Below are 23,777 nucleotides of genomic sequence, written 5' to 3' on the forward strand. Positions count from 1 at the left end.
CTTGCGAACGCGTCGCTTCCTGCGGGAGGTGCGGCCATAGTGGATAAGTTCACTTTTGTTCGTTCAGACGGCTACTGACCTGCGGCAATGCGTGCATCCGTGGCCGAAGTGTGATGGCACCCGCTCCACGAAGGGACCTTCGTGACGTAGCCTGCCCACATGGCGGAAGGCGGCGGAAACAAGGCTGGTCGCCCGGAACCCGGGCGGCCCTCCGTTTTCATTCCCTCCTACGACGCCCCGACGACACCGCTTCCCAAGATCCGGCCGGGTGACGTGCCGCCGCAGCCCGATGCGCCGAAGCCCGGCGTCCAGCGACCCGAGGACCAGAAGGGCGGCGCCGACGCGCCGCAACAGTTCCGGGTCGTGCCGCCGACGTCCAAACCTTCGTACGGGCCGATCCCCGGGGTGGTCCCGCGCGTATCTCCGGGTGTGTCCGACGACCCGAGATCCCGGCCCGCCGCCGAGCCGTCCACGCCGACGCCCCCCGGCTCCTCCGGCCCCCCAGGTCCCCCAGGCCCTCCCGGCCTTTACGCCGGGTCCGGCGCGGAGGACCCCGACACGACCGTCAACGTGCGGCGGCGTCAGGGCGTTGGACCGTTCCCGGCGCAGCCGCAGCGTCCGTTTCCGCCCGACCAACTGCGACCGAGCGCGACGACGCCGCCGACGTTCCTCGCCGAGACGGCGTCGAAGCCGCGCAAGCCGTTGAATGGGCTGCTTCTCCGCATCGGAGACATCCCGCTGCGCGCCGTCTACACCGTCGCCGCGCTCATCGCCACGATCGCCGCCGTCGTGCTGGTCTTCACGGTCTTCGCGGAGGAGGGCCCGAAGGACACGGCCAACGCCGCCCGAGCCCAGCCCACGGGGACCGGCGGCACCGCGGCCCCGAACACGGCGACCCCCGCGCCGACGGCCGTGCGACTGCCTCCGGTTCCGCGGGCGCAGACGCTGACCACGCTGTCCGGCAAGGCGGCCACGGTCATCGGCTTGGTGGTGGACGACAAGTCCGGATTCACCTATGCCCGCCTCGGCGCCCCGTGGACCAAGGCCACCTTCGCGCCGTTCACCGCCGCGCAGCGCGTCGGCAAGGGGTCGTCGCCGCGCACGATGATCGCCTCCGGACCGCTGCCCGGCGCGGCTCCCGCCGGGCTGAACACCCTCACCGAGTACCGCGACCTCGCGGCGAAGACGGCCCGCTGGACCCTGCGCTTCCAGCCGACGCCCACCAAGGTCACCTGGACCGCCTCCCAGCCGCTCGCCGGCGGCAAGGGCTGGGTGCTCGGTTACCGCGTGAGCTACCAGGTGCAGGGCAAGACGCGCACCTCCCAGGCGGTCGTCGTGGTCGCCGACACCGGCAAGAAGAAGCCCGGCGTCCTGTTCGCCACGGTCGCCGGCTCCCACAAGAGCCAGTATCGCGACCTCAACACCCTCGTCACGTCGATCCAGCGCGCTCCCTGATCGTCTCCGGCGTCTCCTCCCGCCGTGGGCCGTGCCGGAGTCGATCTGTGTCGGCCCCTCCCACCGAAAGCACTTCTAGAATATAGTTCTAACCGGTCGTTGTGGTGGGAGGAGCGTCATGGCGATAGGGCTGAGCGAGGAGCACGAGGCGCTGCGGGAGTCCGTGAGCGGCTGGGCGGCACGGGAGATTCCGTCGACGGTGGTCCGCGCGGCGGTGGGGGCCGAGAACGAGGAGCGTCCCGGCTTCTGGTCGGCCCTGGCCGGTCAGGGGCTGCTGGGCCTGCACATCCCCGAGGAGCACGGCGGATCCGGCTACGGACTGCTTGAGGTGGCCGTGGCGCTGGAGGCCCTGGGCGAGCGTGTGGCCCCGGGGCCGTACCTGCCGACGGTGCTGGCGGGCGCGGCCGTGCTCGCCTCGGACGGCAAGGCGCACGCCGAGCTGCTGCCCGGCCTCGCCGACGGCACCCTCACCGGCGCCGTCGCACTCACCGGCTCGATCACCGGGAGCCGGGACGACGACGGCGTGCTCACCATCAGCGGCGCGGCCGAGCCCGTGCTCGGCGGCGCGCTCGCCGACGTGATCGTCCTGCCGGTCCGGGTGGGCGAGGACGAGGAGTGGGTGGCGATCGACGCCGCGCGAGCCACCGTCACCCCGATCAAGAGCCTCGACGTGACCCGGGGCGTCGCGAAGGTGGAGGTGGACGGCCTCGCCGTCCCGGCGCAGCGCGTCCTGGACGGGCTGGGGCGCGCCCGGGTGCGCGATCTCGCCGCCGTGCTGTTCGGCGCGGAGGCGGCGGGCCTGGCCGCCTGGTGCGTCACCGCCGCCGCCGAGTACGCCAAGGTGCGCGTGCAGTTCGGGCGGCCGATCGGCCAGTTCCAGGGCATCAAACACAAGATCGCGCGCATGCTCGTGGCGTTGGAGCAGGCCCGCGCGACCGTCTGGGACGCCGCCCGCGCCCTCGACGCGGCGGCCGAGGGCGGTCTCGGCGGCGAGCGAGCCGACGAGCGGGTCGATGGGGGGGCCGACGAGCGCGCATTCGCGGTCGCGGTCGCCGGGGTGACGGCCCCCGACGCCGCCGTGCTGTGCGCCAAGGACGCCATCCAGACCTTCGGCGGCATCGGCTACACCTACGAGCACGACGTCCACCTCTACTACCGCCGCGCCCTCACCCTGCGCGCCCTGCTCGGCTCCTCGGCCGAGTGGGCCGACGCGGTGGCGGGCCTCGCGCTCTCCGGCGTCACCCGCGAGATGCGGCTCGACCTTCCCGAGGACGCCGAGCCGCTGCGCGCCTCGATCCGCGCGGAGATCGACGAGATCGCCCGGCTGGAGGGCAAGGAGCAAAAGCGCGCCCTCGCCGCCGCCGGATTCGTCATGCCCCACCTGCCGCGGCCGTGGGGGCGCGGCGCCAAGCCGCTGGAGCAGGTCCTCATCCTCCAGGAGCTCAAGGCCGCGAAGGTACGGCTGCCGCAGATGATCATCGGCGCCTGGGTGGTGCCCTCGCTCGTCTCGTACGGCACGCCGGAGCAGCAGGAGCGCTTCCTGCCGCCCACGCTCAGCGGCGAGCTGATCTGGTGCCAGCTCTTCTCCGAGCCCGGCGCGGGCTCCGACCTGGCCTCGCTGCAGATGAAGGCCGAGCGGGTGGAGGGCGGCTGGCGCCTCAACGGCCAGAAGGTGTGGACCTCGCTCGCCCACCACGCCGAGTGGGGCATCTGCATCGCCCGCACCGATCCGGCCAAGCCCAAGCACGACGGCATCACGTACTTCCTGGTGAACATGAAGTCGCCGGGCGTCACCGTCCGCCCGCTCACCGAGATGACCGGGGAGAACCTGTTCAACGAGGTCTTCCTCGACGACGTCTTCGTCCCGGACGAGATGGTCGTCGGCGAGGTGAACGCGGGCTGGCGGGTCGCCCGCAACACGCTGTCGAACGAGCGGGTGTCGCTGTCCGGCGGCTCGGGAACCTCCGGCGCGAGCGTCCCCGACCTGCTCGGCCTGTGCTCCCGCCTGGGCCGCGACCTCACCCCTGCCGAGCGTCTCGACCTCGCCGCCGTCGTCTGCGAGGCGCACTCGATGGCCGCGCTCAGCCTGCGCGTCACCCTCAAGCAACTCGCCGGCGCGGAGCCCGGCGCCGACGCCTCGGTCCGCAAGCTGCTGTCCACCTCGCACGCCCAGCGCGTGGCCGAGTGCGCGGTGAATCTCCTCGGCCCGGCCGCGACCGTCGCCGCCGACATGAAGCTCGGCGACGCGGGCTACTGGAACCGGGCGATCCTCGCCAGCCGCGCCATGACCATCTACGGCGGCACCACCGAGGTCCAGCTCAACATCATCGGCGAGCGCATGCTGGGCCTGCCCCGCGACCCCGAGCCCGGCAAGTGACCGGCTGAACGACCCCGGCCCGGATGCTGTGCTGTCATATGCCGTCATCTGGTGAGATGTCGGTATCGTGACCGGCGCATAGCGGTGGCGTTGGGGAGGATCGTGGCGCTTGGCGGCGGGGTCGCGCAGGTGTGGTCCCGCCGCGGCGGGCTCCTGGCCGCGATGCCCGCGCTGGTGGGTCTCGCGCTGGGGGTCGTGGCGCTCGGGCCGGGCCTTGGCCCGGGGTTCGTGCTGCGGTACGACATGGTGTTCGTGCCGGATCCGCCGATCGTCTGGCCCGGCGGGGGGTTTCCCCGGGCGGTGCCGAGCGATCTGGTCGTGGCCGTCCTCGCGTGGGCGCTGCCCGCGCAGGTGGTGCAGAAGGCGATCCTGCTGGGGATCTTCGCGCTGGGGGCCGCCGGGGCGGCGGCGCTGGTGCCGGGAGGGCGGCCGGTGCCCCGGCTGGCGGCGGCGATCTTCTATGTCTGGAACGCCTACCTCGCGCAGCGGCTGCTGCTGGGGCAGTGGGCGTTGCTGCTCGGCTTCGCGGGGCTGCCCTGGGCGGTGCGGGCGGCCGCGAAGGGCGGCGCCGGCCGCCTCGCGGTCGCCCTGCTGCCCGCCGCGGTCGGCGGCTTCCAGGCGATGCTGGTGTCCGCGCCCGCCGTGCTCGCGGTCGCCGCCACCCGGCCGGGCCCGCGTGCGCGCGGGCTGGTGGCCGCGGTCGGCCTGCCGGCGGTGTTCTCCCTGCCGTGGGCGGTGCCCGCCGTGCTGTCGGGCGCGGTGACCGACCCGGCCGGGGTGGACGCCTTCGCCGCCCGCGCCGACGGGCCGTACGGCACGCTCGGCAGCCTGCTCGCGCTCGGCGGGGTCTGGAGCGCCGAGGCCGGGGTCCCCGCCCAGGAGGTGTGGCTGCCCGCGACGGCGCGCCTGGCGGTCTGCCTGGCGGCCGTCGCCGGGTACCTGTGGCTGCGGCGTTCCCGGTCCGGTTCGTCGCGCTCCGCCGGGGGCCGCGGCGGGTACCCGTGGTGGGCCGGGCTGCTCGTCGCGGCGGTCGCGGGGCTGGGCGTCGCGTTGCTCGGTGCGCATCTGCCGGGGGTGCTGAAGGCGCTGATCGGGTGGTGGCCGGGGTTCGGTCCGCTGCGTGACGGTCAGGCGTATATCGCGCCCCTCGTCCTGCTCCAGGCCGTCGGCTTCGGCGCGCTCGTCGCCCGGCTCGTGCGCGTACCCGGTCGCGAGGACGCCGCGCGGGGCGGGGGCGCGGCGGCGGGGTGGGTGACCGGCGTGGTGGCGCTTCTCGCGCCGCTGCTGGTGCTGCCCGGGCCGGCGTGGGGGGCCTGGGGGCGGCTGGCCGCGGTGGAGTATCCGGCGGAGTGGGGGCGGGTCCGGGCGGTGGTGGACGGGGATCCCGCGCCCGGGGCGCTGGTGTCGCTGCCGTGGGGGGCGCATCGGGCGTTCGGGTGGAACGGCGGGCGGGTGACGCTGGATCCGGCGGTCAAGATGTTCGCGCGGCGGGTGGTGTGGAACGACGAGCTGATGGTGGGGCTGCCGGGCGGGGGCGTGCTGCGCGTCGGCAGGGAGGACGCGCGGGCGCGGGAGATCGGCGCGCTCGTCTCGGGGACGGGGGCGCTCACGGCCGGGCTGCGGTCGCGGGGCGTGCGGTACGTGCTGATCAGCGGACCGAACGAGAACACGTTTCGGTCTCGGCTCGCGGGGGCCGTGATCGTGTACGCGGGGCCGGAGCTCCTGCTGCTGCGGCTGTGACGTGGGGTAACGTAAAATCTCCTGGCATACTGGACGGTAAGTCCATTTATGCGGTTTCATGAATCACCTACCTTTTGTGGTGTATCGCGTTCTACTGTCGGTGGATCTAGGCGTACGCACTAGAAGGGAGAAGCCCGTTGGTGCGAGTCCTGGCGGCGCTGATCGTCGGGGCGGTGATGGCGGTCGGCGCCTCGGTGGCGGTCGTCAACGTCGCCGCGCCCAGTCCGGAGCCGCCGAACCGGCCGCTGTACAACTACGGCTCCAGGTGATCGGTGAGCGGTTGATCCGAGTCCGGTGATCGCCGTTCGCGCACCGAAGAGAGCAGTGAGCACGGAGCCTGGCGTGAGCCATGCCCGAAGCGGGCCCGAAAGGGCCGGGGGGTCCCGGGGGTCATTGTCCGATGGCAGCAGGGGAGAAGGAGACGACGTGGCCCCACCATACGCGGAAGGAGGGCTGCGCCTCCCCGGCCCTCCTGACCCGCCGAGCTCGCCCAGCCCTCTGGACCCGCCGAGCCCTCTGGGCCGGCCGAGCCCCGTGAGCCCGCCGCCCCACCACCCCGCGCCCGAGCCGGTCCTCGCGGGCGTCCGGGTCGCCCTGCTGAACTTCCGCGAGCCCCTCCAGTCGGCGGCCGGCGGCGCCGAGCAGTACGCCTGGCAGGTCTGCCGCCACCTCATCGCCCAGGGCGCCTCGGTCACCTTCGCCACCAGCCGCGAGCCCGGCCAGCGCCGCGCCGAACGCCGCGACGGCGTCGAGCTGCGCCGCATGGGCAACCGCTACCTGGTCTACCTGCTGGTCCCGCTGTGGTTGCTGCTGCGTCGCCGCCGCTTCGACATCGTGATCGACTGCATGAACGGCATCCCGTTCTTCGCCCCGCTGGTCGTGCGCCGCCGTACCCCCGTGATCTCGCTCGTGCACCACGTGCACGACCGGCAGTTCCACGCGTTCTTCCCGCCCTGGATCGCCAGGCTCGGCTGCTTCATCGAAGGACCGGTGGCCCGGCTGCTGTACCGGCGCCGCACCACCGTGACCGTGTCGGAGTCGTCCCGCCAGGAGCTGCGCGAGCGGCTGCGGTGGAAGGCGCCCATCCTGGTCATCCCCAACGGCAGCCCCGCCGTCCGGCCGGTGGGGCACGGCTACGGCGAGCCCGCGGGCGACCCGGCGATCGCCTACCTCGGCCGGCTCGTCGGCCACAAGCGGGTCGAGCGCGTCGTGGAGCTGGCCGACGAGCTCGCCGGCACGTGGCCGGGGCTGCGCGTGCACGTCATCGGGCGCGGCCCGGAGCGGCGGCGGCTCGCCGCGCGGGCGCGGGAGCTGGGCGTGGCCGACCGGGTACGGCTGCACGGCTTCCTCGCCGAGGCGGACAAGAACGCGGTGCTCGGCGCGGCCCGGCTCAACGTGACCGCCTCGGAGTTCGAGGGCTGGGGCCTCACCGTCATCGAGGCCGCCGCGCTCGGCGTCCCCACCGTCGCCTACGACGTGGCGGGGCTGCGCGACTCGGTACGGCACGGCGAGACCGGCTGGCTCGTCCGCGACGGCGAGCGCCTGGCCGACGTCGTCGCCCGCGCCCTGAAGGAGCTCGACGACCCCGTACGGCGGGCCGAGATACAACAGGCATGCCGAGCGTGGGCGGGGGAGTTCACCTGGGGCCGCACCGGCGCTAGGATGACCGCGCTGATAGCCGCTGAGCTGGATAAGAGCGGATATCGTCGGCCAGCACGGTTCCACCTCGCCCCCCGCGAGACCGAAATCACCTGAGAATGCTCCTGACCCCCGCAGAGAGCGCGCCGTGACCTTCGCGACCATCGCCCCCTCCCTGGCCGCCTGGTTCCGTCCCCTGGCGGCCGGCCGGACCGGGGAGGACCGCCCCGGCGACCTCCGGCACCGGCTCCGCCTGCTGGCGGGGTGCCTGCTCCTCGGCGCGATCGCCTTCCACACCGCGCCCGGCAACGTGATCTCCGAGACCAAGGTCGACATGGCGGTGAACCCGCTGGGCTTCCTCGGCCGGGCCGCGCACCTGTGGGATGACGCCTATTTCGGGCACCTCCAGAATCAGGCTTACGGCTACCTGTTCCCGATGGGACCGTTCTACGCGGTGCTGCGCGGGCTCGACATGCCGCCGTGGACGATCCAACGGCTGTGGATGACGCTCGTGCTGTGCGCCGCGTTCCTCGGCGTCGAACGACTCGCCCGCGCGCTGCGGATCGGCTCGCCGAACTGCCGCATCCTCGCCGGTCTCGGGTACGCGCTCGCCCCGCACGCGCTGGCGCTGATCGGCGTCAACTCCTCGGAGTTCCAGCCGAGCGCGGTGCTGCCGTGGGTCCTGCTGCCGCTGGTGTACGGCACGCGGGAGGCGATCAGCCCGCGCCGCGCCGCCGCCCTGTCCGCGGTGGCGTTCCTGTTCGCCGGGGGGATCAACGCCGCCGCCGAGCTGGCCGTGCTCGTGGTCCCCGGCCTCTACCTGCTCACCCGCTCGCGCGGGCGGCGCACGTGGGCGCTGCTCGCCTGGTGGCTCGCGTGCGTGGCCGCCGTGTCGATGTGGTGGCTGGTGCCGCTGCTGCTGCTCGGCCGGTACATCTTCTCCTTCCTGCCGTTCATCGAGACGGCCGATGCGACCACGAGCGTGACCTCGCTGTTCAACGCCCTGCGCGGCACGTCGGGCTGGCTGTCCTTCCTGCCGGTGGACGGCAGGGCGTGGCTGCCGGCCGCGTACGAGCAGGCCACCCGGCCGTGGCTGATCGCGGTCACCGCCGCCGTGGCGGCGCTCGGGGTGGCGGGGCTGGTGCGGCGCGGCACGCCCGAGCGCACGTTCCTGACGGTGAGCGCGCTGGTCGGTGTGGTGATCGTGACGGCCGGGCACGCCGACGCGCTCGCGTTCCCGTGGGCCGAGCAGGTGCGGGCGGCGTTCGACGGGCCGCTCGCGCCCTTCCGGAACCTGCACAAGTTCGACGCGCTGATCCGGCTGCCGCTCGCGCTGGGGCTGGCGGCGCTGCCGATGGCGCGGCCGAGCGGGGTCCGGCTGCGGGTGGCGGCGCTGAGCGCGGGGGTGGCCGTGCTGTCGGCGGTGCCGGTCGCGACGGCCGGGGTGACGCCGCCGGGGTCGTTCGCCGACCTGCCGTCGTACTGGCGGGACGCGGCGAACTGGCTGAACAGGGAGACCGGCCAGGGGATGGTGCTGGCGATTCCGGGGTCCAAGCGCGGCGAGTACCAGTGGGGGCGGCCGCTGGACGAGCCGATGCAGATGCTGCTGACCGTGCGCTGGGCCAACCACTCCAACGTGCCGTGGGGGTCGGCCGGGCTCGCCCGGCTGCTGCAGACGATCGACGAGCGGTTCGGCAACGGGATCGGCTCGGAGGGGCTGACGCTGACGCTGCGCCGCATCGGGGTGAAGTACCTGCTGGTGCGCAACGACCTGGCCCGCGACACGATCGGCACGGCGTGGCCGGCGCGGGTGCACCAGGCGCTCGACGACTCGACCGGGCTGCGGCGCGTCGCCGAGTTCGGGCCGCTCGTCGGCGATGCGTCCAGCGGGATCGCGTCGGGCTGGTTCGACCAGCCGTACCGGGCGCTGGAGGTGTACGAGGTGCCCGATCCGGCGCCGCTCGCCTCCGTGGTGCCCGCCGACCCGACGGTGCGGGCGACCGGCGCGCCCGAGGGGGTGCTCGCCATGGCGGAGAACGGGCTGCTCGATGGCGACGCGCCCGTGCTGCTCGGCGACGAGCCGGGCGCCTCGGCGATCCCCGACGCCGACACCGTGGTCACCGACACGCTGCGGCGGCGTCACCTGGTGTTCGGCGACGTACGCCGAAGCACGAGCGGGACCCTCACCGACGAGGAGAGCGAGCGGGAGAAGGTCACCGACCTGCTCGATCCGGCGTGGGCGGGGTTCGCGGCCACGGCCCGCCATCTCGGCGTGGCCGGCATCGCCGCCTCCTCCTCCGACGCCGGCGTCACGGCGTCGGCGGCGCGGCGCGACCCGGGGCGGCAGCCGTACGCGGCCTTCGACGGGGACCCGCGCACGAGCTGGCGCTCCGACGGGTGGAACGGCGCGCTCGGCGAGTGGCTGGAGGTGCGGTTCACCGCGCCGCTGCGGGTGCCGCGGATCATGGTCGCCTTCGAGCAGGGCGTGATCGGGCCGCCGGTGGCGGAGGTCGCCGTGGAGACCGACGCCGGGACCCGCCGGGCGGCGGTGCGGCCGACCGCCGACCCGCAGCCGGTGGAGCTGCCCGACGGGCCGACGCGCCGGCTGCGCATCCGCGTCACCAAACTCGCCCACGAGCCCGGGAACGCCTTCGGCGACCGGGTCGGCATCACCGAGGTGACGATCCCGGGGGTGCGTCCGGGGCGGACGATCGACGTGCCCGGCCCGTCGGGGTCGTCGCCGGGGGCCGTGGTCCTCACCGAGCAGGGGAGCGCCCCGGCGTGCATGCGCGGCTCGGCGGCGTGGACCTGCTCGCAGACGCTGGAGATCCTCGGCGAGGACGGGTACGGTTTCGACCGCATGTTCGAGGCGGCGCGGGACGAGACGCGCACCGTGACCGGCCGCGCGGTGCTCACCGACCCCGGTTTCGCGGCCGAGCTGACCACGCTGCCGAAGGTGTATCCGCAGGTCACCGCGTCGTCCACGGCCACCGACCATCCGGCGGTGCTGGGCCGGGCGGCGATGGACGGCGACCCGCGCACGATCTGGTACGCCCTGCCCCACGACCGGCGGCCCGCCCTCGACGTCGATCTGGGGAGAAAGCAGCGGATCTCCGGGATCCGGGTGCTGTTCCCGGACTCCCACCTGGGCAATCCGCCGGTCAAGGTGACCGTCCGCACCGACACCCACGCCGTGCAGGCGTGGGTCGGCGGCGACGGGTGGATCACGTTCCCCGAGACGCGGGCGCGCAAGCTCCGGATCGAGTTCGCCGCCGCCGCGTCCCGCGCCGTCGAGGTCGCCGAGATCACCATTCCCGGCGTGGACCCGGTGCGGTCCCTGACCGGCTTCCCGGTCCGCCTGCCGTGCGGGTTCGGGCCGACGCTCGTCGTCGACGGGCACGCGGTGCAGACCCGGATCACCGGCGGCAGGCTCGACGACGTGCTCAACGGCCGCCCGCTCGCCTACGCCGCCTGCGGTCCCGTACGGCTCGCCGCCGGCCCGGCCCGGGTGACCGTCGCCCCCACCGACCCGTTCCGCGTCAAGTCGGTGGTGCTGCGGCGGGACGACGCGACGACGACGGCGGCGAGCGCGCGGGCGGTCCCGGCGTCCGTCGAATCCTGGGCCCCCGAGGAGCGGCGGCTCCACGTGTCGGCCACCGCGCGCTCGTACCTGGTCGTCAACGAGAACTTCAACGTCGGCTGGGAGGCCCGCCTGGGCGGGACGCGGCTCACCCCGGTGCGGCTGGACGGGTGGCGGCAGGCGTGGATGCTGCCCGCCGGGGCCTCCGGGACCGTCGTGCTGCGGTACGCGCCCGACCCCTCCTACCGGACCGCGCTGCTCGGCGGGTTCGGGCTCGCCCTCGCCGTCGTCGTGCTCGTCCTCGTGCCGTCGCGGCTGCGGCGCGGCCTCCGCCGGGTGCACGCGGCGTGGGTGCGCGCCCGGTGGGTGTGGCCCGCCGCGCCGCTGCTCGGGCTGTGGATCGGCGGAGCGGCCGGGGCGGCGATCACCACCGGCGCCGCGGTCGTCTTCCTGTGGCTGCGGCGCGTGGCCACCGCCCAGCACGCGCCGGACGACAGCCGGCTGCACCGCGCCGCCCGCGCGCTGCTGTCGGAGTGGACGCCCGCGGTGCTGCTCGGCCTCGCCGGGCTCGCGGCGGCGATCGGCGCCGCCGTCGGCGCGGCGGACGGCGCTGTGGCCGATCTGGCGGCCGATCTGGCGGCCGACGCGGTGCCGCAGGTGCTGTGCCTGCTGGTGGTGGCGCGGCTGGTCGTCGCCGTGGCCGCCGACCGGCCCTCGCCGTCCGCGCCGCGCGTCGCGGACCGGGCCGAGTCGGCGGGCTCGGGCGTGTCGTCGGACGCCCTCGCCGAGGCGGCGCGGTGACGCGGACGGCGCGGACGGGGCTGCTGGTCGCGGTGGCGTTCCTGGTCACCATGGCCGTGCTGCTGCGGTCCTACGTGTACGGAAACGCGCTGATCCTGCCGCTTGAGCAGCGGCGCACCCAGCATCTGGTCGCGTCCGCCGCGAGCTACCTGGACACCGCGACGCTGCGGGTGCGCGACCGCGTGCCGGTGACGGCCACGATCAGCCTGTACGGCGACGCGGCGGCGGGCGACGAGCGCACGGCCGTGTGGGTGGAGTTCGCCACCCTGGAGACGGCGTTCGGGCAGCGCATCGACTATCACGAGCGGCGGACGGCCTTCGACCGGCGTACCGGGATGATCGTTGACTGCTGCGAGCCGTACGTGGACGACGATCCGCGCGCCCGGCAGAGCGGCCTGGCCTTCCGGCTGCCGTTCGCCGCCGAGCCGCGCGAGTACCCGATCTACGATCCGGTGCTGCGCCGCCAGGTGCCGCTGCGGTTCGAGGGCGAGGAGACCATCGAGGGCCTGCCGGTCTACCGCTACTCCTACGCGGCCGGCCCGGCGAAGGCGGAGGACCTGCCCGACGTGTTCACCCCCGAGGCGCTCGGCCTGCCGCACGCCAAGGGCACCCCCGCCTTCGTGGACGTGTCCCGATATATCCGGATTAAGCGGACGTTGTGGGTGGAGCCGGAGAGCGGCCTGCCGGTGCGGGTGCGCGAGCAGCGCACCGACACCCTGCGCACCGCCGACCAGGTGGACCGCCTGGTCGCCCTCCGGGCCGACCTCGTCACCGACCCGCTCGACGAACAGATCCAGGTGGCCGAGGCGCGCGGCTTTCGCACCTGGGTCATCCTCGTCCGGGACGTGCTGCCGGTGGTGTGCCTGGCCCTGGCGCTGCTCGTCGCCGCGTTCGCCTGGTGGGCGGAACGGCGGACGCGGCGCCGGACGCGCTCGTCAGCGGCGGCGCAGGACCAGCAGCAGGTTCCAGGTCACGATCTCGCGCAGGCCGGGTAGGTGGACCACCGCCGTCGCCCAGCGCGGGTGGTAGCGGGGCCGGGCGTCGATCAGCTCGGTCCCGGCGCTGCGGCGCGCCCAGCGCAGCGCGGCGGCGACCGACACCGGGTAGAGGCTCTCGCCGTACACGTTCTTGGGGCGGCGGCCGTACCGGCGCGTGTAGCGGGCGGCGGCCCGATGGCCGCCCAGGTAGTGCCAGGGCGAGGTCTCGTGCCCGCCCCACGGCGACAGCCAGTTCGTGAACGACAGGTAGACGATCCCGCCCGGGCGGGTGACGCGGACCATCTCCTCGGCCATGCGCCACGGGTCGGGCACGTGTTCCAGCACGTTGGAGGAGAAGCAGACGTCCACGGCGGCGTCGCGCAGCGGCAGTTCGAGCGCGCTGCCGAGCACCGCGCCCTCGGGGGCCGCGCCGTCGCGCGCCATCATCTCCCCGGCGTCGCAGTCCACGCAGATCGTCCGCGCGCCGCGCTCCCGCAGCACGTCGGTGAAGTAGCCGGGGCCGCCGCCGACGTCGCACACGAGCGCGCCGGGCAGATCCGCGTACGTGGCGAGCTGGGCGACGGTGTCGCGGGCGAGCAGGCCGTAGAAGAAGTCCGGGTCGGTCTGCTCCTTGCGGAAGGCCGACAGCAGGCGGACCGAGCGGCCGAGGGTGGCGCGGAACGGCCCGGTCGCGTCGGGGATCTGCACGGCTGCTCCTGTTCGCGTGCCAGGCCCGGAGGAGGGCGTGCGCGGGGCGTGCAGGGGAGCGTAACACCCTTGTTGCGCCTGTTTCGCGGCGCTCCTATCGTTTCGTTACTCATGGGTAGCACACCCGGGAGAGGAGGGACCGGTGGCCGCCACCGCCGAGCTCGGCCAGCCTGATCGCACCGCCTCCCCGCGCCGCCTCATCAGGCGTCCGAACCCGGTGCTGCTCGCCGGGCTCGCGCTGATCGCCGCCTCGCTCGGGCTGCGGCTGCCGATCCTCAGCGCCGCGTACTTCGTCGAGGACGACCTGCTGTTCGTCGGCGACGCGTACGAGCACGAGCTCACCTTCGACTTCCTCTTCCGCATCCACAAGGGCCACCTGATGCCCGGCGCGCTGACGCTGACCTGGGTGGAGTCCAGGATCGCGGCCTACCACTGGCCGCTGGTCGCCGGCGTCACGCTCGCGACGCAGGCGCTGGCGGCGGTGCTCCTGCTGCGCCTGCTGCGGTCGCTGTTCGGGGACCGGTGGGTCATCCTGATCCCGCTCGCGGTGTACGCGTTCACGCCGCTCACCCTCCCGCCGTTCAGCTGGTGGTCGGCGGCGCTCAACGGCGTCCCGCTGCAGCTCGCCCTGGCCGGGGCGCTTGCGGCCCAGGTCCGGTACGCCAGGGGCGAGGCAACCGGGCGCGCGGGGATCTGGTGGGCCGTGTTCGGGATGGCGTTCAGCACCAAGGGAGTGTTCATCCCGTTCGTACTGTTCGCGGTGACGACGGCGTTCCTGCGGCCCGAGTGGCGGCGCATCGGGTGGGTCCGCGCGATGCTGGCGGAGGCCCGCGGGCACCCGCGGCTCTGGGGCGGCCACGCGCTGCTGATCGCCGGGTACGCGGCGCTGTACCTGTTCCGGCTGCCCTCCGCCCAGGGGGAGGGCGCCTCGGTGCCCAGGCCGGACGTGAGCGCGGAACTGGTCGGCGGGCTGCTGGGCCGTACGTTCCCCGCCGGGATCGTGGGCGGGCCGCTGCGGTGGGCCGCCGGGCCGCCCACCGGGGGCATGTCCGACCCGCCCGCGGCGCTGGTGGCGGGCGCGTGGGCGGCGCTCGCGGCGCTGGTGCTCGCGACGCTGTGGTGGCGTCGGCGGGCGGCGCGGGCCTGGCTGATCGTCGCGCTCTACCTGGTGTTCGCCGACGCCGCGCCCACGGTGGTCGCGCGGGGGGCCAGCTTCGGGACGCTGGGCGCCGAGGCGCGGTACGTGGCCGACGCGGCGGTGGTGTTCGCGGTGTGCCTGGCGCTCGCCCTAACCGGGCTGCGAGACGAGGCCGAGCCGTACCGCCGGACCCCGCCGCGAGCGCCCCTGCGCGCGGGGGCGGCCGTGCTGGCGATCGGTGCCTTCCTGACCATGTCGGTGGTGTCGGCCGAGGGGTTCCGCGACACGCTGCAGGGGGATCGCCAACGGTCCTACCTCGACGCCGTACGCCGGTCGCTCGCCGCCGCGCCCGCCGACACCGTGATCTTCTCGCGGGCGGTGCCGGACTGGCTGGTGCTGCCGTGGAACGGCGAGCGGCGGCTCAGCCACCGGGTGCTCGCCCCGCTCGCCGACCCGGCGCTGCGGGCCCGGATGCGGGTGCCGCCGCCGTCGGAGGCGGCGAAGGTGTTCGACGACGCGGGGCGGCTCGTCCCCGCCGCCGTGGACGCCGGGTTCGCCCGGGTGCCCCCGCCGGGGGAGTGGTGCCTCTCCACGATCGACGGGGCCGTCTACTGGCCCGAGCCGCGGTTCGTCGCCCGTCCCGACATGGTGGCCGGGCTCGCCTACTCCGCCGCCCGGGCCACGTCGGTCACGTTCGAGGTGGCCGGTCGGGTCCAGCAGGTCGAGCTCAGGCCGACGCGGGACGGGCTGGTGCACTTCCCGATCCCGGCGACGGGCAAGGGCCTGCTCATGCGCGTCGACGACCCCTCGGCGGGCGTGTGCCTCAGGGGGTTCGCGTACGGGGCGGCGATTCCGCAGCCGCCGCCGCAGGCCGGGCGGGAGCCCGGCGGGCCGGACGGGCGAGGCGGCGAGCCGGCTCCTCGACGTACCGATGGGTGAGTACGGCGAGCACGATCGTGATCGTGGCCACGGCCACGAGGTTGATCGGGAAGTTGCCGGTGAACGGGCGCTGTCCGGTGAACTGGTACCAGGCGTACAGGGCCACGAACTGCCACAGGAACACGCCGTAGGAGATCCGGCCGAGGAATCGCATCGCCCGGTTGCCGAGCAGCCGGCCCACCAGCGCGCCGGGGCGCGACAGCAGCGCGGCCGGGGCCAGCAGGCCGGCGGCCGTGATCGTGTAGAGGACCAGCTCGAACAGCCCCGCCCACACCCCCTCCACGCCGGTGAACCGGGGCCCGGTCACCGGGGAGGCGGCGACCACGTACGCCAGCGCCGCGACCGACCACAGCGTGCCCGGCGAGGAGTTGACCGAGCGGACCAGGCGGCGGGCCGGGTTCGCCGGGTCGGGGTCGGCGTGTGCCCACACGGTCACCACGGCGAGCGCCATGCCGAGGGCGAAGAAGACCAGGGAGCGCGGCAGCCAGCTGTTGAGGTTCGGCAGGTAGACGGGGTAGTGGCCGAGGATCGTCCACAGCGGCGAGACCGCCGCGAGCGCGGCCAGGCCGAGCAGCAGGCGCCTGGCGCGGCGTCCCGGATCGTCGCCGCCGCGCCGGGCGAACGCCGCCAGACCGGCGGCGAGCAGCGGAAGCAGCAGGTAGAACGCGGCCTCCACGCACAGGCTCCACATCTGCGCCAGGCCCTTGGGGCCGAGGCCGACCCACCACGGGTCCAGCTCGTACGTCTGGGCGAGGAACAGCAGTTGCAGCCAGGTGGCGGGGTCGCCGAGGTGCTCGCGCGACCACAGCGTCAGGGCGACCGCCACGACCAGCCAGTACGCGGGCAGGATGCGCAGCGCCCGCTTGATCAGGTAGCGGCGGGTGTCCGGGCGGGGCTCGCCGGTCAGCGCGGCCCTGGCGTACGGGCGGTAGAGCAGCAGCCCCGACAGCGCGAAGAAGATCGGCACGGCGATGTCGCCGCGGGCGAGCAGCGAGCTGAAGAAGCCGTCCCGCAGGGCGGCGGCGGATTCGATGGCGACATGGAAGGTCAGCACGGCGAACGCGGCGATCGCCCGCACGCCGTCGAGCGCGTCGAGATGGCCCCCGTCGGGGAGGGGGCGAGAGCGCGCGGCTAATGTAGAACCTGTTTCGGTCAATTTCCATGTCCCTCGTGACGGCCGTCACTCTCCGTACTAACATATCCCGAAATGAAATCTTGTTTCAGGGTGCTCGAGACAGTTCGCCACCGCAAACCCCTACCCCTCCAGGAGGAGCGATGGGCCGCGTCATCGGGTTCGTGCTCGTAGGAGCCGGGGCGTTCCTGATCGCCTTGGCCCCACTGCTGCGATTCCAGGTCGCCGACAGGTTGATCGCCGCGCCCGCGGACCAGTACAGCGTCACCACGCTCCGGGCGGACAACGCGCGATATTTCAACGTCGGGGACCTCAAGGTGCTCGACGGCACCCTGGACATCACGGTCACCGTCAAGGGGGACGTGGAGCAGGCCAGCGGCGACCGGGTCGTCTGGGACCAGTTCACCGCGGTGAACGACGTCACCAACAACAAGCAGGGCATCTCGATGTCGCAGTTCCGCAGCGCCTTCAACAAGTACACCGGGGAGGGGCTGAACTGCTGCGGGGTCAACGTCGACAAGGAGCCGGTGGCGCTGGACGGGCAGATCTTCCTGTTCCCGTTCAACGCCGAGAAGAAGACCTACAAGGTCTTCAACTCCGTCACGGCCAAGGCGTTCGACGCCCGCTTCGTCGGCGAGGACGTCGTCGAGGGTCTGCCGGTGCACAAGTATGAGCAGGTCATCCCGCCCACCAAGACCCAGACGATCACCGCGCCCGCCTCGGTCGTCGGCGTCAAGGACAAGACCGGCGACGTGAAGGTGGACCGCTGGTACGACGGCAAGATCACCTTCTGGGTGGAGCCGACCAGCGGCGTCCCGGTCAAGCAGGAGCAGCAGCGGCACGAGGTGCTCAAGACCCAGGACGGCGTCGAGCGCAAGCCCGCGCTGGTGGCCACGGCCACGTACACGCCCGAGGCGGTGGACGAGTGGGTGCGGACGGCGACCAACGCCAGGAACCAGATCACCCTGCTGAAGACCACCATTCCGCTCGTGCTGCTCGTCGTCGGCGTGGTGCTGCTCGCCGCCGGGGTGCTGTTCGCGCTGCGGGGCGGGCGGTCGGCACGGCACGCAGCCGACTCGTGACGGCTCGCCGTACCGGCCTTCCGCAGTCGTCTGCCAGGGGTGAGACGACCGCGCCGGGTACGGCGAGCACCGAGTCGGCGGGGGCGCCGACCGGCCTGGATCCCGTCGCATCGTCCGGGCGAGATGTGGCGACCGCGCCGGATACGGCGCGTCGGCCGCGCGGGCTGATCCGCGCGCTTCGCCCCCGGCAGTGGCTGAAGAACCTCCTGGTGTTCGCCGCGCCGGCCGCCGCCGGGGTGCTCACGACGCCGGACGGGCTGCGGGACACGCTGGTGGCCTTCGCCGCCTTCTGCCTGGCCGCGAGCGGCGGCTACCTGCTCAACGACGCGGCCGACGCCGAGGCGGATCGGGAGCACCCGCGCAAGCGGCTGCGTCCGATCGCGGCCGGGATCGTGCCGGTGCGCGCCGCGCGGGCGGTCGCGGTCGCGCTCATGGCCGCCGCTCCCGCGCTCGCCGCCGCGACGGGGGACTGGCGGCTGCCCGCGGTGGTCGCCGGATACCTGGCGCTCACCCTCGCGTACACGTACCTGCTCAAACACGAGGTGATCGTCGATCTGGTGGCCGTGGCGGGCTGCCACGTCATCCGCGCGTACGCCGGGGCGGTCGCGGTGGACGTGCCGGTGACGAGTTGGTTCCTCGTCGTCGTCTCGCTCGGATCCCTCCAGATTGTCGTCGGCAAGCGCGAGGCGGAGATCCGCGACCGGGGCTCGGGGGCGACGCGGGCGACCCTGGTGACGTACACGCCGAGCTATCTGGCCCACGTCCGCGCCATGGCCTCCGGCGCGATGATCGTCACCTATTGCATGTGGGCGCTGCAGGTCCAGGGCGACGCCTTCTACGGCGTCAGCATCATCCCCTTCGTCCTGGTGGTCCTGCGGCACAACCTGCTGGTCGATCGCGGACTCGGCGAGGAGCCGGAGGAACTGGCCCTGCGCGACCGCCCCCTCCAGATCTACATGGCCCTCCTCGTCGCCCTGCTGGTGGCGGGGATCTACTTGTGATCTTCGTTGGTGACCCGCACGGAGGGCTAGTCTCTCGGTGGCGCGAATGAGGGCACGACGGCGGGAGGAGGACGGAATGGAGACACGACTCCGCCCGAGGGACGCCCGGCTCACCGGGTGGGGCCGCACCGCGCCCACCCGCGCCCTCCTGGTCTCCCCGCGCGACGCCGCCGATTTGTCCGCGCTCGTCGCGGCGGCCCCGCCGCGCGGGCTGATCGCCCGGGGCCTCGGCCGTTCGTACGGCGACGCGGCGCAGAACGCGGGCGGCGTCGTCGTGGACTGCACGGCGCTCGAGCGGCGCTGGTCGCTGGACGAGGCGGCGGGGGAGGTCACCGCGACGGCGGGCGTGAGCCTCGACGAGCTGATGCGCGCACTCGTGCCGCGCGGCTGGTTCGTCCCCGTCAGCCCGGGGACCAGGCACGTTACGGTGGGCGGCGCGATCGCCGCCGACGTGCACGGCAAGAACCACCACGTGGACTCCTCGTTCGGCGCCCACCTGCGCTCGCTCACCCTCGTCACCGCCGACGGCCGGGCGCGGGTGCTGACGCCAGGCGACGAGCTGTTCTGGGCCACGGTGGGCGGCATGGGGCTCACCGGGCTGATCGCGGAGGCGACGTTCGGGCTCGTGCCGATCGAGACCTCCCGGATGCGCGTCGACATCGAGCGCACCCGCGACCTGGACCACACGCTTGAGGTGATGACCGCCACCGACCACCGCTACCGGTACACGGTGGCCTGGATCGACCTGCTCGCGACCGGGGCGCGCCTGGGCCGAGGGGTGCTCACGCGCGCAGATCACGCCCGCCGGGAGGATCTGCCGCGCGGGGGCCGCGGGCTGGACTTCGCGCCGGCCGCCTGGCTGGCGGCTCCGCCGTACGTGCCGGGCGGTCTGCTCAACCGGCTCACCGTCCGCGCCTTCAACCAGGTGTGGTACGGCAAGGCCCCGCGCCGCCGCCACGGGCTCATCCAGCCGATCGCCCCGTTCTTCCACCCCCTCGACTTCGTCCGCGACTGGAACCGGATCTACGGGCCGCGCGGCTTCGTGCAGTACCAGTTCGCCGTGCCGTTCGGCGCGGAGGACACGTTGCGGCGCGTGGTGTCCCGGCTGTCGGCCGACGGCGTGGTGTCGTTCCTGACCGTGCTCAAGCGCTTCGGCGCGGGCACGCCGGGCCCGCTGTCGTTCCCGATGCCGGGCTGGACGCTGGCCCTGGACATCCCGGCGGGCGTCCCCGGCCTCGCCGCCCTGCTGCGCGAGCTCGACGAGTGGATCGCCGCGGCCGGCGGCCGGATCTACCTGGCCAAGGACTCCCGGATGCGGGCCGAGTTGCTCCCGGCGATGTACCCCCGCCTGAACGAATGGCGAAATATCCGGAACAAGGTGGACCCGCACGGCCTCTTCCGCTCCGACCTCGCGAGGAGACTCGACCTGTGAGAAACGCCCTGGGGACCGTGGACTCGGTGCTGCTGCTCGGCGGGCGCAGCGAGATCGGCCTCGCCATCGTGGAGCGCCTGGTCCGCGCGGGCACCCGCAAGGTCGTCCTGGCGTCCCGCCCCGAAGGCGCCGACGCCGGAGCGAACCCCGCCGCCCCGAACCGACGCGAGGACGCCGTCGCACGACTGCGGAAGCTCGGCGCCGACGTACTCCCGCTCGACTTCGACGCCACGCGGCCCGAGACCCACGGCCCGGTGATCGACGCGGCCGTGGAGTTCGCCGGAGACCTGGACGTGGTCATCGCGGCCTTCGGCGTGCTCGGCGACCAGGCCCGTTACGAGGCGGACCCGGTCGCCGCGGCCGAGTCGATCACCGTGAACCTGGCCGGGCACGTGTCGGCCGGCCTCTTCGCCGCCCGCCGCCTGCGCGAGCAGCGGCACGGGACGCTGATCGTGCTGTCGTCGATGGCGGGCGTACGGGTGCGCCGCGCCAACTTCGTCTACGGGGCGGCGAAGGCCGGGCTCGACGGCTTCGCCCAGGGATTGGGCGATTCGCTGCACGATTCCGGCGCCCGTGTCATGATCGTCAGGCCGGGTTTCGTGATCGGCCGGATGACCGCCCACCTACCGACCGGGCCGATGCCCACCACCCCGGACGCCGTCGCCAAGGCGGTCGTGGAGGGCCTGCGCGAGGGCAGGCGGGTGGTCTGGGCGCCGCCCGCGCTCCGCCTCGCCTCCCTCGCCCTGCGGGCGCTCCCGCAGACCGTCTGGCGCCGCCTGAAACGGTGACGCAGCGTAATCGCCAGCCAATTAGAACGTGTTCCAACCAACCGCTCCGGCGGTGTTACTTGTCAGTAGGTAAGGCCATCCGGTGATCGGCCGGATATGGCCAGTTAGAACACGTTGCAGTTTTGTCGGACGCGGTCGTACAGTCGGGCCATGCGGACACGTGTCACCGAGATGTTCGGGATCGAGCTGCCGATCTTCGCGTTCAGCCACTGCCGGGACGTGGTCGCCGCGGTCAGCCGCGCGGGCGGCATGGGCGTGCTCGGCGCCCTCTACTTCACCCCCGAAGAGCTCGAAATGGAGCTCAAGTGGATCGACGAACACGTCGACGGCAAGCCGTACGGCGTCGACGTGGTCATGCCCGCCTCGTACGCCGGAGCCGACCTCGGCGTGGACTCCCCGGCCGACCTGCTCGCCAAGCTCCAGGCGATGATCCCCGAAGGCCACCGCAAATTCGTCGAGGACCTGCTGGCCAAGCACGGCGTCCCCCCGCTGTCCAGCGACGCCGAACCCGGCCGCCTCCTGCTCGGCTGGACCGACGCCACCGGCCGCCCCCAGGTCGAGACCGCGCTCAACCACCCGATCGCCCTGCTCGCCAACGCCCTCGGCCCGCCCCCACGCGACATCGTCGAACAGGCCCACGTCCACGGCGTCAAGGTCGCCGCCCTCGCCTCCACCCCCCGCCACGCCGTCAAACAGGTCGAGGTCGGCGTCGACGTCGTGGTCGCCCAAGGCACCGAGGCCGGCGGCCACACCGGCGAGATCTCCACGATGGTCCTCATCCCCCAGGTCGTCGACGCCGTGGACGTCCCCGTACTCGCCGCCGGAGGCATCGGCTCCGGCCGTCAGATGGCCGCCGGCATGGCCCTCGGCGCCGAGGGCGTCTGGACCGGCTCCATCTGGCTCACCGTCGAAGAGGCCGACACCCCCAACGTCGCCCGCGACCGCATCCTCGCCGCCACCTCCCGCGATACCGTCCGCTCCCGCTCCTGGACCGGCAAACCCGCCCGCCTCCTCAAGACCGCATGGACCGACGCCTGGGAATCCGCCGACTCTCCCGGCACCCTCCCCATGCCCCTGCAGTTCATGCTCGTCTCCGACGCCCTGCGCCGCATCGGCCGCAGCGAGTCCGCCGAACTCACCACCTTCCCCGCCGGCCAGATCATCGGCACGATGAACCAGATCAAACCCGCCCGCGACGTCATCTTCGCCATGGTCGAGGAGTACATCGAAACAATGGACCGTCTCACCCGCCTCACCGGCGACTAGAGCTCAGTCCTCGACGCCGGTCGCGATGACCCGCCGAGCGTTGTCCACCCAAACGTCGAAGATCTCCCTGCTCTCTTCGATCTTGTCTTTGTGCCGCTCCAGAAGCCGCTGCTCGTAGGCGGACCGGACCGTCTTGTAGATGCCGACGAGATTGGTCTCCGTACGGCACGTGGCGTCCGCGCCGGCCACGCGTTTCTCGTCGGCCGAGGCGGGTTCATCCGCCGCCCGCGACTGCCATCGGGGATCGTTCATCGCTGGAACAGGATGGTCGTAGCCGGTGACGCCCGACCGCTGCATGCAGGAGCGCCATGCCCCGATCGCGGCACGCACCCGGCTGTCGCCCAAGGCGCTTGAACGGGACGAGACCGCCAGGCTGCGGGGGTCGGCGGGTAGATCCCTCGTATCCTTACGAATCTCCGCGTCCCCGACCACCGCGCACCCGCCCTGCGGGACGGACCGGCCGCTCGCCGTCCGCGCCACAGAGCCCTCGTATGCTTGTCTTTCTTCAACCGTTGGTTCGTGTCGGGGCGCTGACTCGGCGGTTTCCGACCTTCCTGCCGTCTCGGCGGCGCGGGGATAGCCCGATCGTGTGGAATCCTCCGGATCCAAGTATTCGAAGAGGTCGTGTTCCCGATAATCCTCGGCACGCCATGTGCGGATCGTGTCCGGGGTCCAATCCTTGAAGCCGAGCGACCTCATGCACCGTGCGACCGCGACGTCCCGCGCCTGGTCGATGAGCCTGATGCCCTCCATGGGGGTCAGGTAAGGGTCGAGCGGCATCGGCACATGACGGGAATCCTGGATTGTCAGGATCTTGTCCAGCACCGGCTCCGCGCTGCCCGGAGGCGTATCGGAGACACGTGGCTTCGGCCCCACCGAAGGTTCCATCGTCGAGTCCGCGGTCACCACGGTCGTCGCTCCGCCTGGACCGAAGAGCTGACTCAGCGCCAGCGCGGATACGCCGACCACGGCCAAGCCGAAGGTCGCGATGACGGCGGCGGAGCGACTTGCCCGTCCGTGGTTCATGCGTCCCTCCGACCGGTCGCATCCACGGAGATTATTTACATGATCCGCGGCGCGACCGCTATCCCGTGCCGGTGAGCCAGGCGGTCTCGCCTTTGTGGAACGCGTCGAGTTCGGCCGGCCGGTCGTCGCCGAGCAGGTCCTGGCTCACCGTGACGCCGCGCGTCGACTGGATCCAGGTGAGGAATCGGTAGGACGGGCGAAACCCGGCGATTTGGGCCGCGTCCACCGGGAGCGCCTCGCCCGCGTGGACGGGGCGTAGCTCGTCGCGCTCCATCAGGAGCTCGAAGCTCAGCAGTTTCCACCGTCCTTCGTCCCGGACGGCACGGGAGAAGAACCGGCAGTAGGCGTGGAAGTCGACCTCCACTCCCTTCACCGTGGTCCGGTTGAAGATCTTCGCCGGGCTCTCGACGGTCGCCCGGTCGCCCTCGACGCGCGCGTAGGCGGGGAAGACCCAGTGCTTGCTGTTCCCGGTTCGCTCCATCCACTTCTTCGTCGCCTCGACGTAGGCCTCGCCGCCGCGTCCCTCGTACCACGTGGTCCGGACGTAGGCGTCGTCGTGGAAGCAGTCGCGCATCACGTCGAACAGTCGCTGGTCGCGGGCGAAGCGTTCCCGCCTCACCAGGTCGAAGAGCTCCTCGCGGTCCAGGAGGGCCGCCAGTCGCTCGCTGTTGTCCTCGCTGTGGTCAAGGTTCACCAT

The 23,777-nt window shown here is 73.1% G+C and carries 17 protein-coding genes; 13 read left to right on the top strand and 4 right to left on the bottom strand.

What is annotated here, in order from left to right; translation table 11 throughout:
* Positions 1-429 precede the first annotated feature (429 nt).
* The 7 genes from AB0K60_RS04245 (at position 430) to AB0K60_RS04275 (ending at position 12,586) form a co-directional block, all read left to right on the top strand.
* Positions 430-1,455: a hypothetical protein gene (locus AB0K60_RS04245; RefSeq protein WP_364048426.1), complete on the top strand. Its 1,026-nt coding sequence runs from the start codon at positions 430-432 to the stop codon at positions 1,453-1,455.
* 118 nt (positions 1,456-1,573) lie between these two features.
* Positions 1,574-3,832: an acyl-CoA dehydrogenase gene (locus AB0K60_RS04250; RefSeq protein ID WP_364048428.1), complete on the top strand. Its 2,259-nt coding sequence runs from the start codon at positions 1,574-1,576 to the stop codon at positions 3,830-3,832.
* Between the two features lie 102 nt (positions 3,833-3,934).
* Positions 3,935-5,572, top strand: coding sequence for a hypothetical protein (locus tag AB0K60_RS04255; protein WP_364048430.1), 1,638 nt, complete (start codon positions 3,935-3,937; stop codon positions 5,570-5,572).
* Between the two features lie 137 nt (positions 5,573-5,709).
* Positions 5,710-5,841, top strand: coding sequence for a hypothetical protein (locus tag AB0K60_RS04260; protein WP_364049313.1), 132 nt, complete (start codon positions 5,710-5,712; stop codon positions 5,839-5,841).
* A gap of 247 nt (positions 5,842-6,088) precedes the next feature.
* The gene (locus AB0K60_RS04265; protein ID WP_364049274.1) at positions 6,089-7,327 is read left to right on the top strand and encodes a glycosyltransferase family 4 protein; all 1,239 of its coding nucleotides are present in this window, start codon (positions 6,089-6,091) and stop codon (positions 7,325-7,327) included.
* Positions 7,328-7,358: 31 nt separating this feature from the next.
* Complete coding sequence (locus AB0K60_RS04270; RefSeq protein WP_364048432.1) at positions 7,359-11,591, top strand: alpha-(1->3)-arabinofuranosyltransferase; 4,233 nt, start codon at positions 7,359-7,361, stop codon at positions 11,589-11,591.
* The gene (locus tag AB0K60_RS04275) at positions 11,588-12,586 is read left to right on the top strand and encodes a DUF3068 domain-containing protein (RefSeq protein WP_364048434.1); all 999 of its coding nucleotides are present in this window, start codon (positions 11,588-11,590) and stop codon (positions 12,584-12,586) included. Before AB0K60_RS04270 ends, AB0K60_RS04275 begins: the two co-directional genes overlap by 4 nt.
* Here AB0K60_RS04275 and AB0K60_RS04280 read toward each other — a convergent pair.
* Positions 12,527-13,276 (bottom strand): methyltransferase domain-containing protein, encoded by a 750-nt coding sequence (locus tag AB0K60_RS04280; RefSeq protein WP_364048436.1) that lies wholly within the window; start codon positions 13,274-13,276, stop codon positions 12,527-12,529. The two genes, AB0K60_RS04275 and AB0K60_RS04280, sit on opposite strands and share 60 nt — an antisense overlap.
* Positions 13,277-13,418: 142 nt before the next feature.
* Here AB0K60_RS04280 and AB0K60_RS04285 point away from each other — a divergent pair, with 142 nt between their 5' ends.
* Positions 13,419-15,353: a hypothetical protein gene (locus AB0K60_RS04285; protein WP_364048438.1), complete on the top strand. Its 1,935-nt coding sequence runs from the start codon at positions 13,419-13,421 to the stop codon at positions 15,351-15,353.
* On the opposite strand, the gene AB0K60_RS04290 is transcribed toward AB0K60_RS04285, so the two are convergent.
* A complete protein-coding gene (locus AB0K60_RS04290) occupies positions 15,238-16,509 on the bottom strand; it encodes an acyltransferase (protein WP_364048440.1) in 1,272 nt (423 codons plus the stop codon). The genes AB0K60_RS04285 and AB0K60_RS04290 overlap by 116 nt on opposite strands.
* A gap of 119 nt (positions 16,510-16,628) precedes the next feature.
* On the opposite strand from AB0K60_RS04290, the gene AB0K60_RS04295 reads away from it, so the two are divergent.
* The 5 genes from AB0K60_RS04295 (at position 16,629) to AB0K60_RS04315 (ending at position 22,054) form a co-directional block, all read left to right on the top strand.
* The gene (locus AB0K60_RS04295) at positions 16,629-17,567 is read left to right on the top strand and encodes a DUF3068 domain-containing protein (protein WP_364048442.1); all 939 of its coding nucleotides are present in this window, start codon (positions 16,629-16,631) and stop codon (positions 17,565-17,567) included.
* Positions 17,568-17,692: 125 nt separating this feature from the next.
* Entirely contained in the window at positions 17,693-18,568 is an 876-nt protein-coding gene (locus AB0K60_RS04300; RefSeq protein ID WP_364049276.1) for a decaprenyl-phosphate phosphoribosyltransferase, read from the top strand.
* 76 nt (positions 18,569-18,644) lie between these two features.
* Positions 18,645-20,000, top strand: a complete 1,356-nt coding sequence (locus AB0K60_RS04305; protein WP_364048444.1) for an FAD-binding oxidoreductase — start codon at positions 18,645-18,647, stop codon at positions 19,998-20,000.
* On the top strand, positions 19,997-20,788 hold the full coding sequence (locus tag AB0K60_RS04310; RefSeq protein ID WP_364048446.1) for an SDR family NAD(P)-dependent oxidoreductase: 792 nt from the start codon (positions 19,997-19,999) through the stop codon (positions 20,786-20,788). Before AB0K60_RS04305 ends, AB0K60_RS04310 begins: the two co-directional genes overlap by 4 nt.
* 150 nt (positions 20,789-20,938) lie before the next feature.
* Positions 20,939-22,054: a nitronate monooxygenase family protein gene (locus AB0K60_RS04315; protein ID WP_364048448.1), complete on the top strand. Its 1,116-nt coding sequence runs from the start codon at positions 20,939-20,941 to the stop codon at positions 22,052-22,054.
* Positions 22,055-22,057: 3 nt separating this feature from the next.
* On the opposite strand, the gene AB0K60_RS04320 is transcribed toward AB0K60_RS04315, so the two are convergent.
* Positions 22,058-23,080 carry a hypothetical protein gene (locus tag AB0K60_RS04320; protein ID WP_364048450.1) on the bottom strand — a complete coding sequence of 341 codons (1,023 nt, stop codon included), beginning with the start codon at positions 23,078-23,080 and terminating at the stop codon, positions 22,058-22,060.
* 58 nt (positions 23,081-23,138) lie between these two features.
* Complete coding sequence (locus AB0K60_RS04325; protein WP_364048452.1) at positions 23,139-23,777, bottom strand: nuclear transport factor 2 family protein; 639 nt, start codon at positions 23,775-23,777, stop codon at positions 23,139-23,141.

Origin of the sequence: Thermopolyspora sp. NPDC052614 (genome assembly GCF_040678635.1) — a bacterium.
In the GTDB taxonomy this organism is placed as follows: domain Bacteria; phylum Actinomycetota; class Actinomycetes; order Streptosporangiales; family Streptosporangiaceae; genus Thermopolyspora.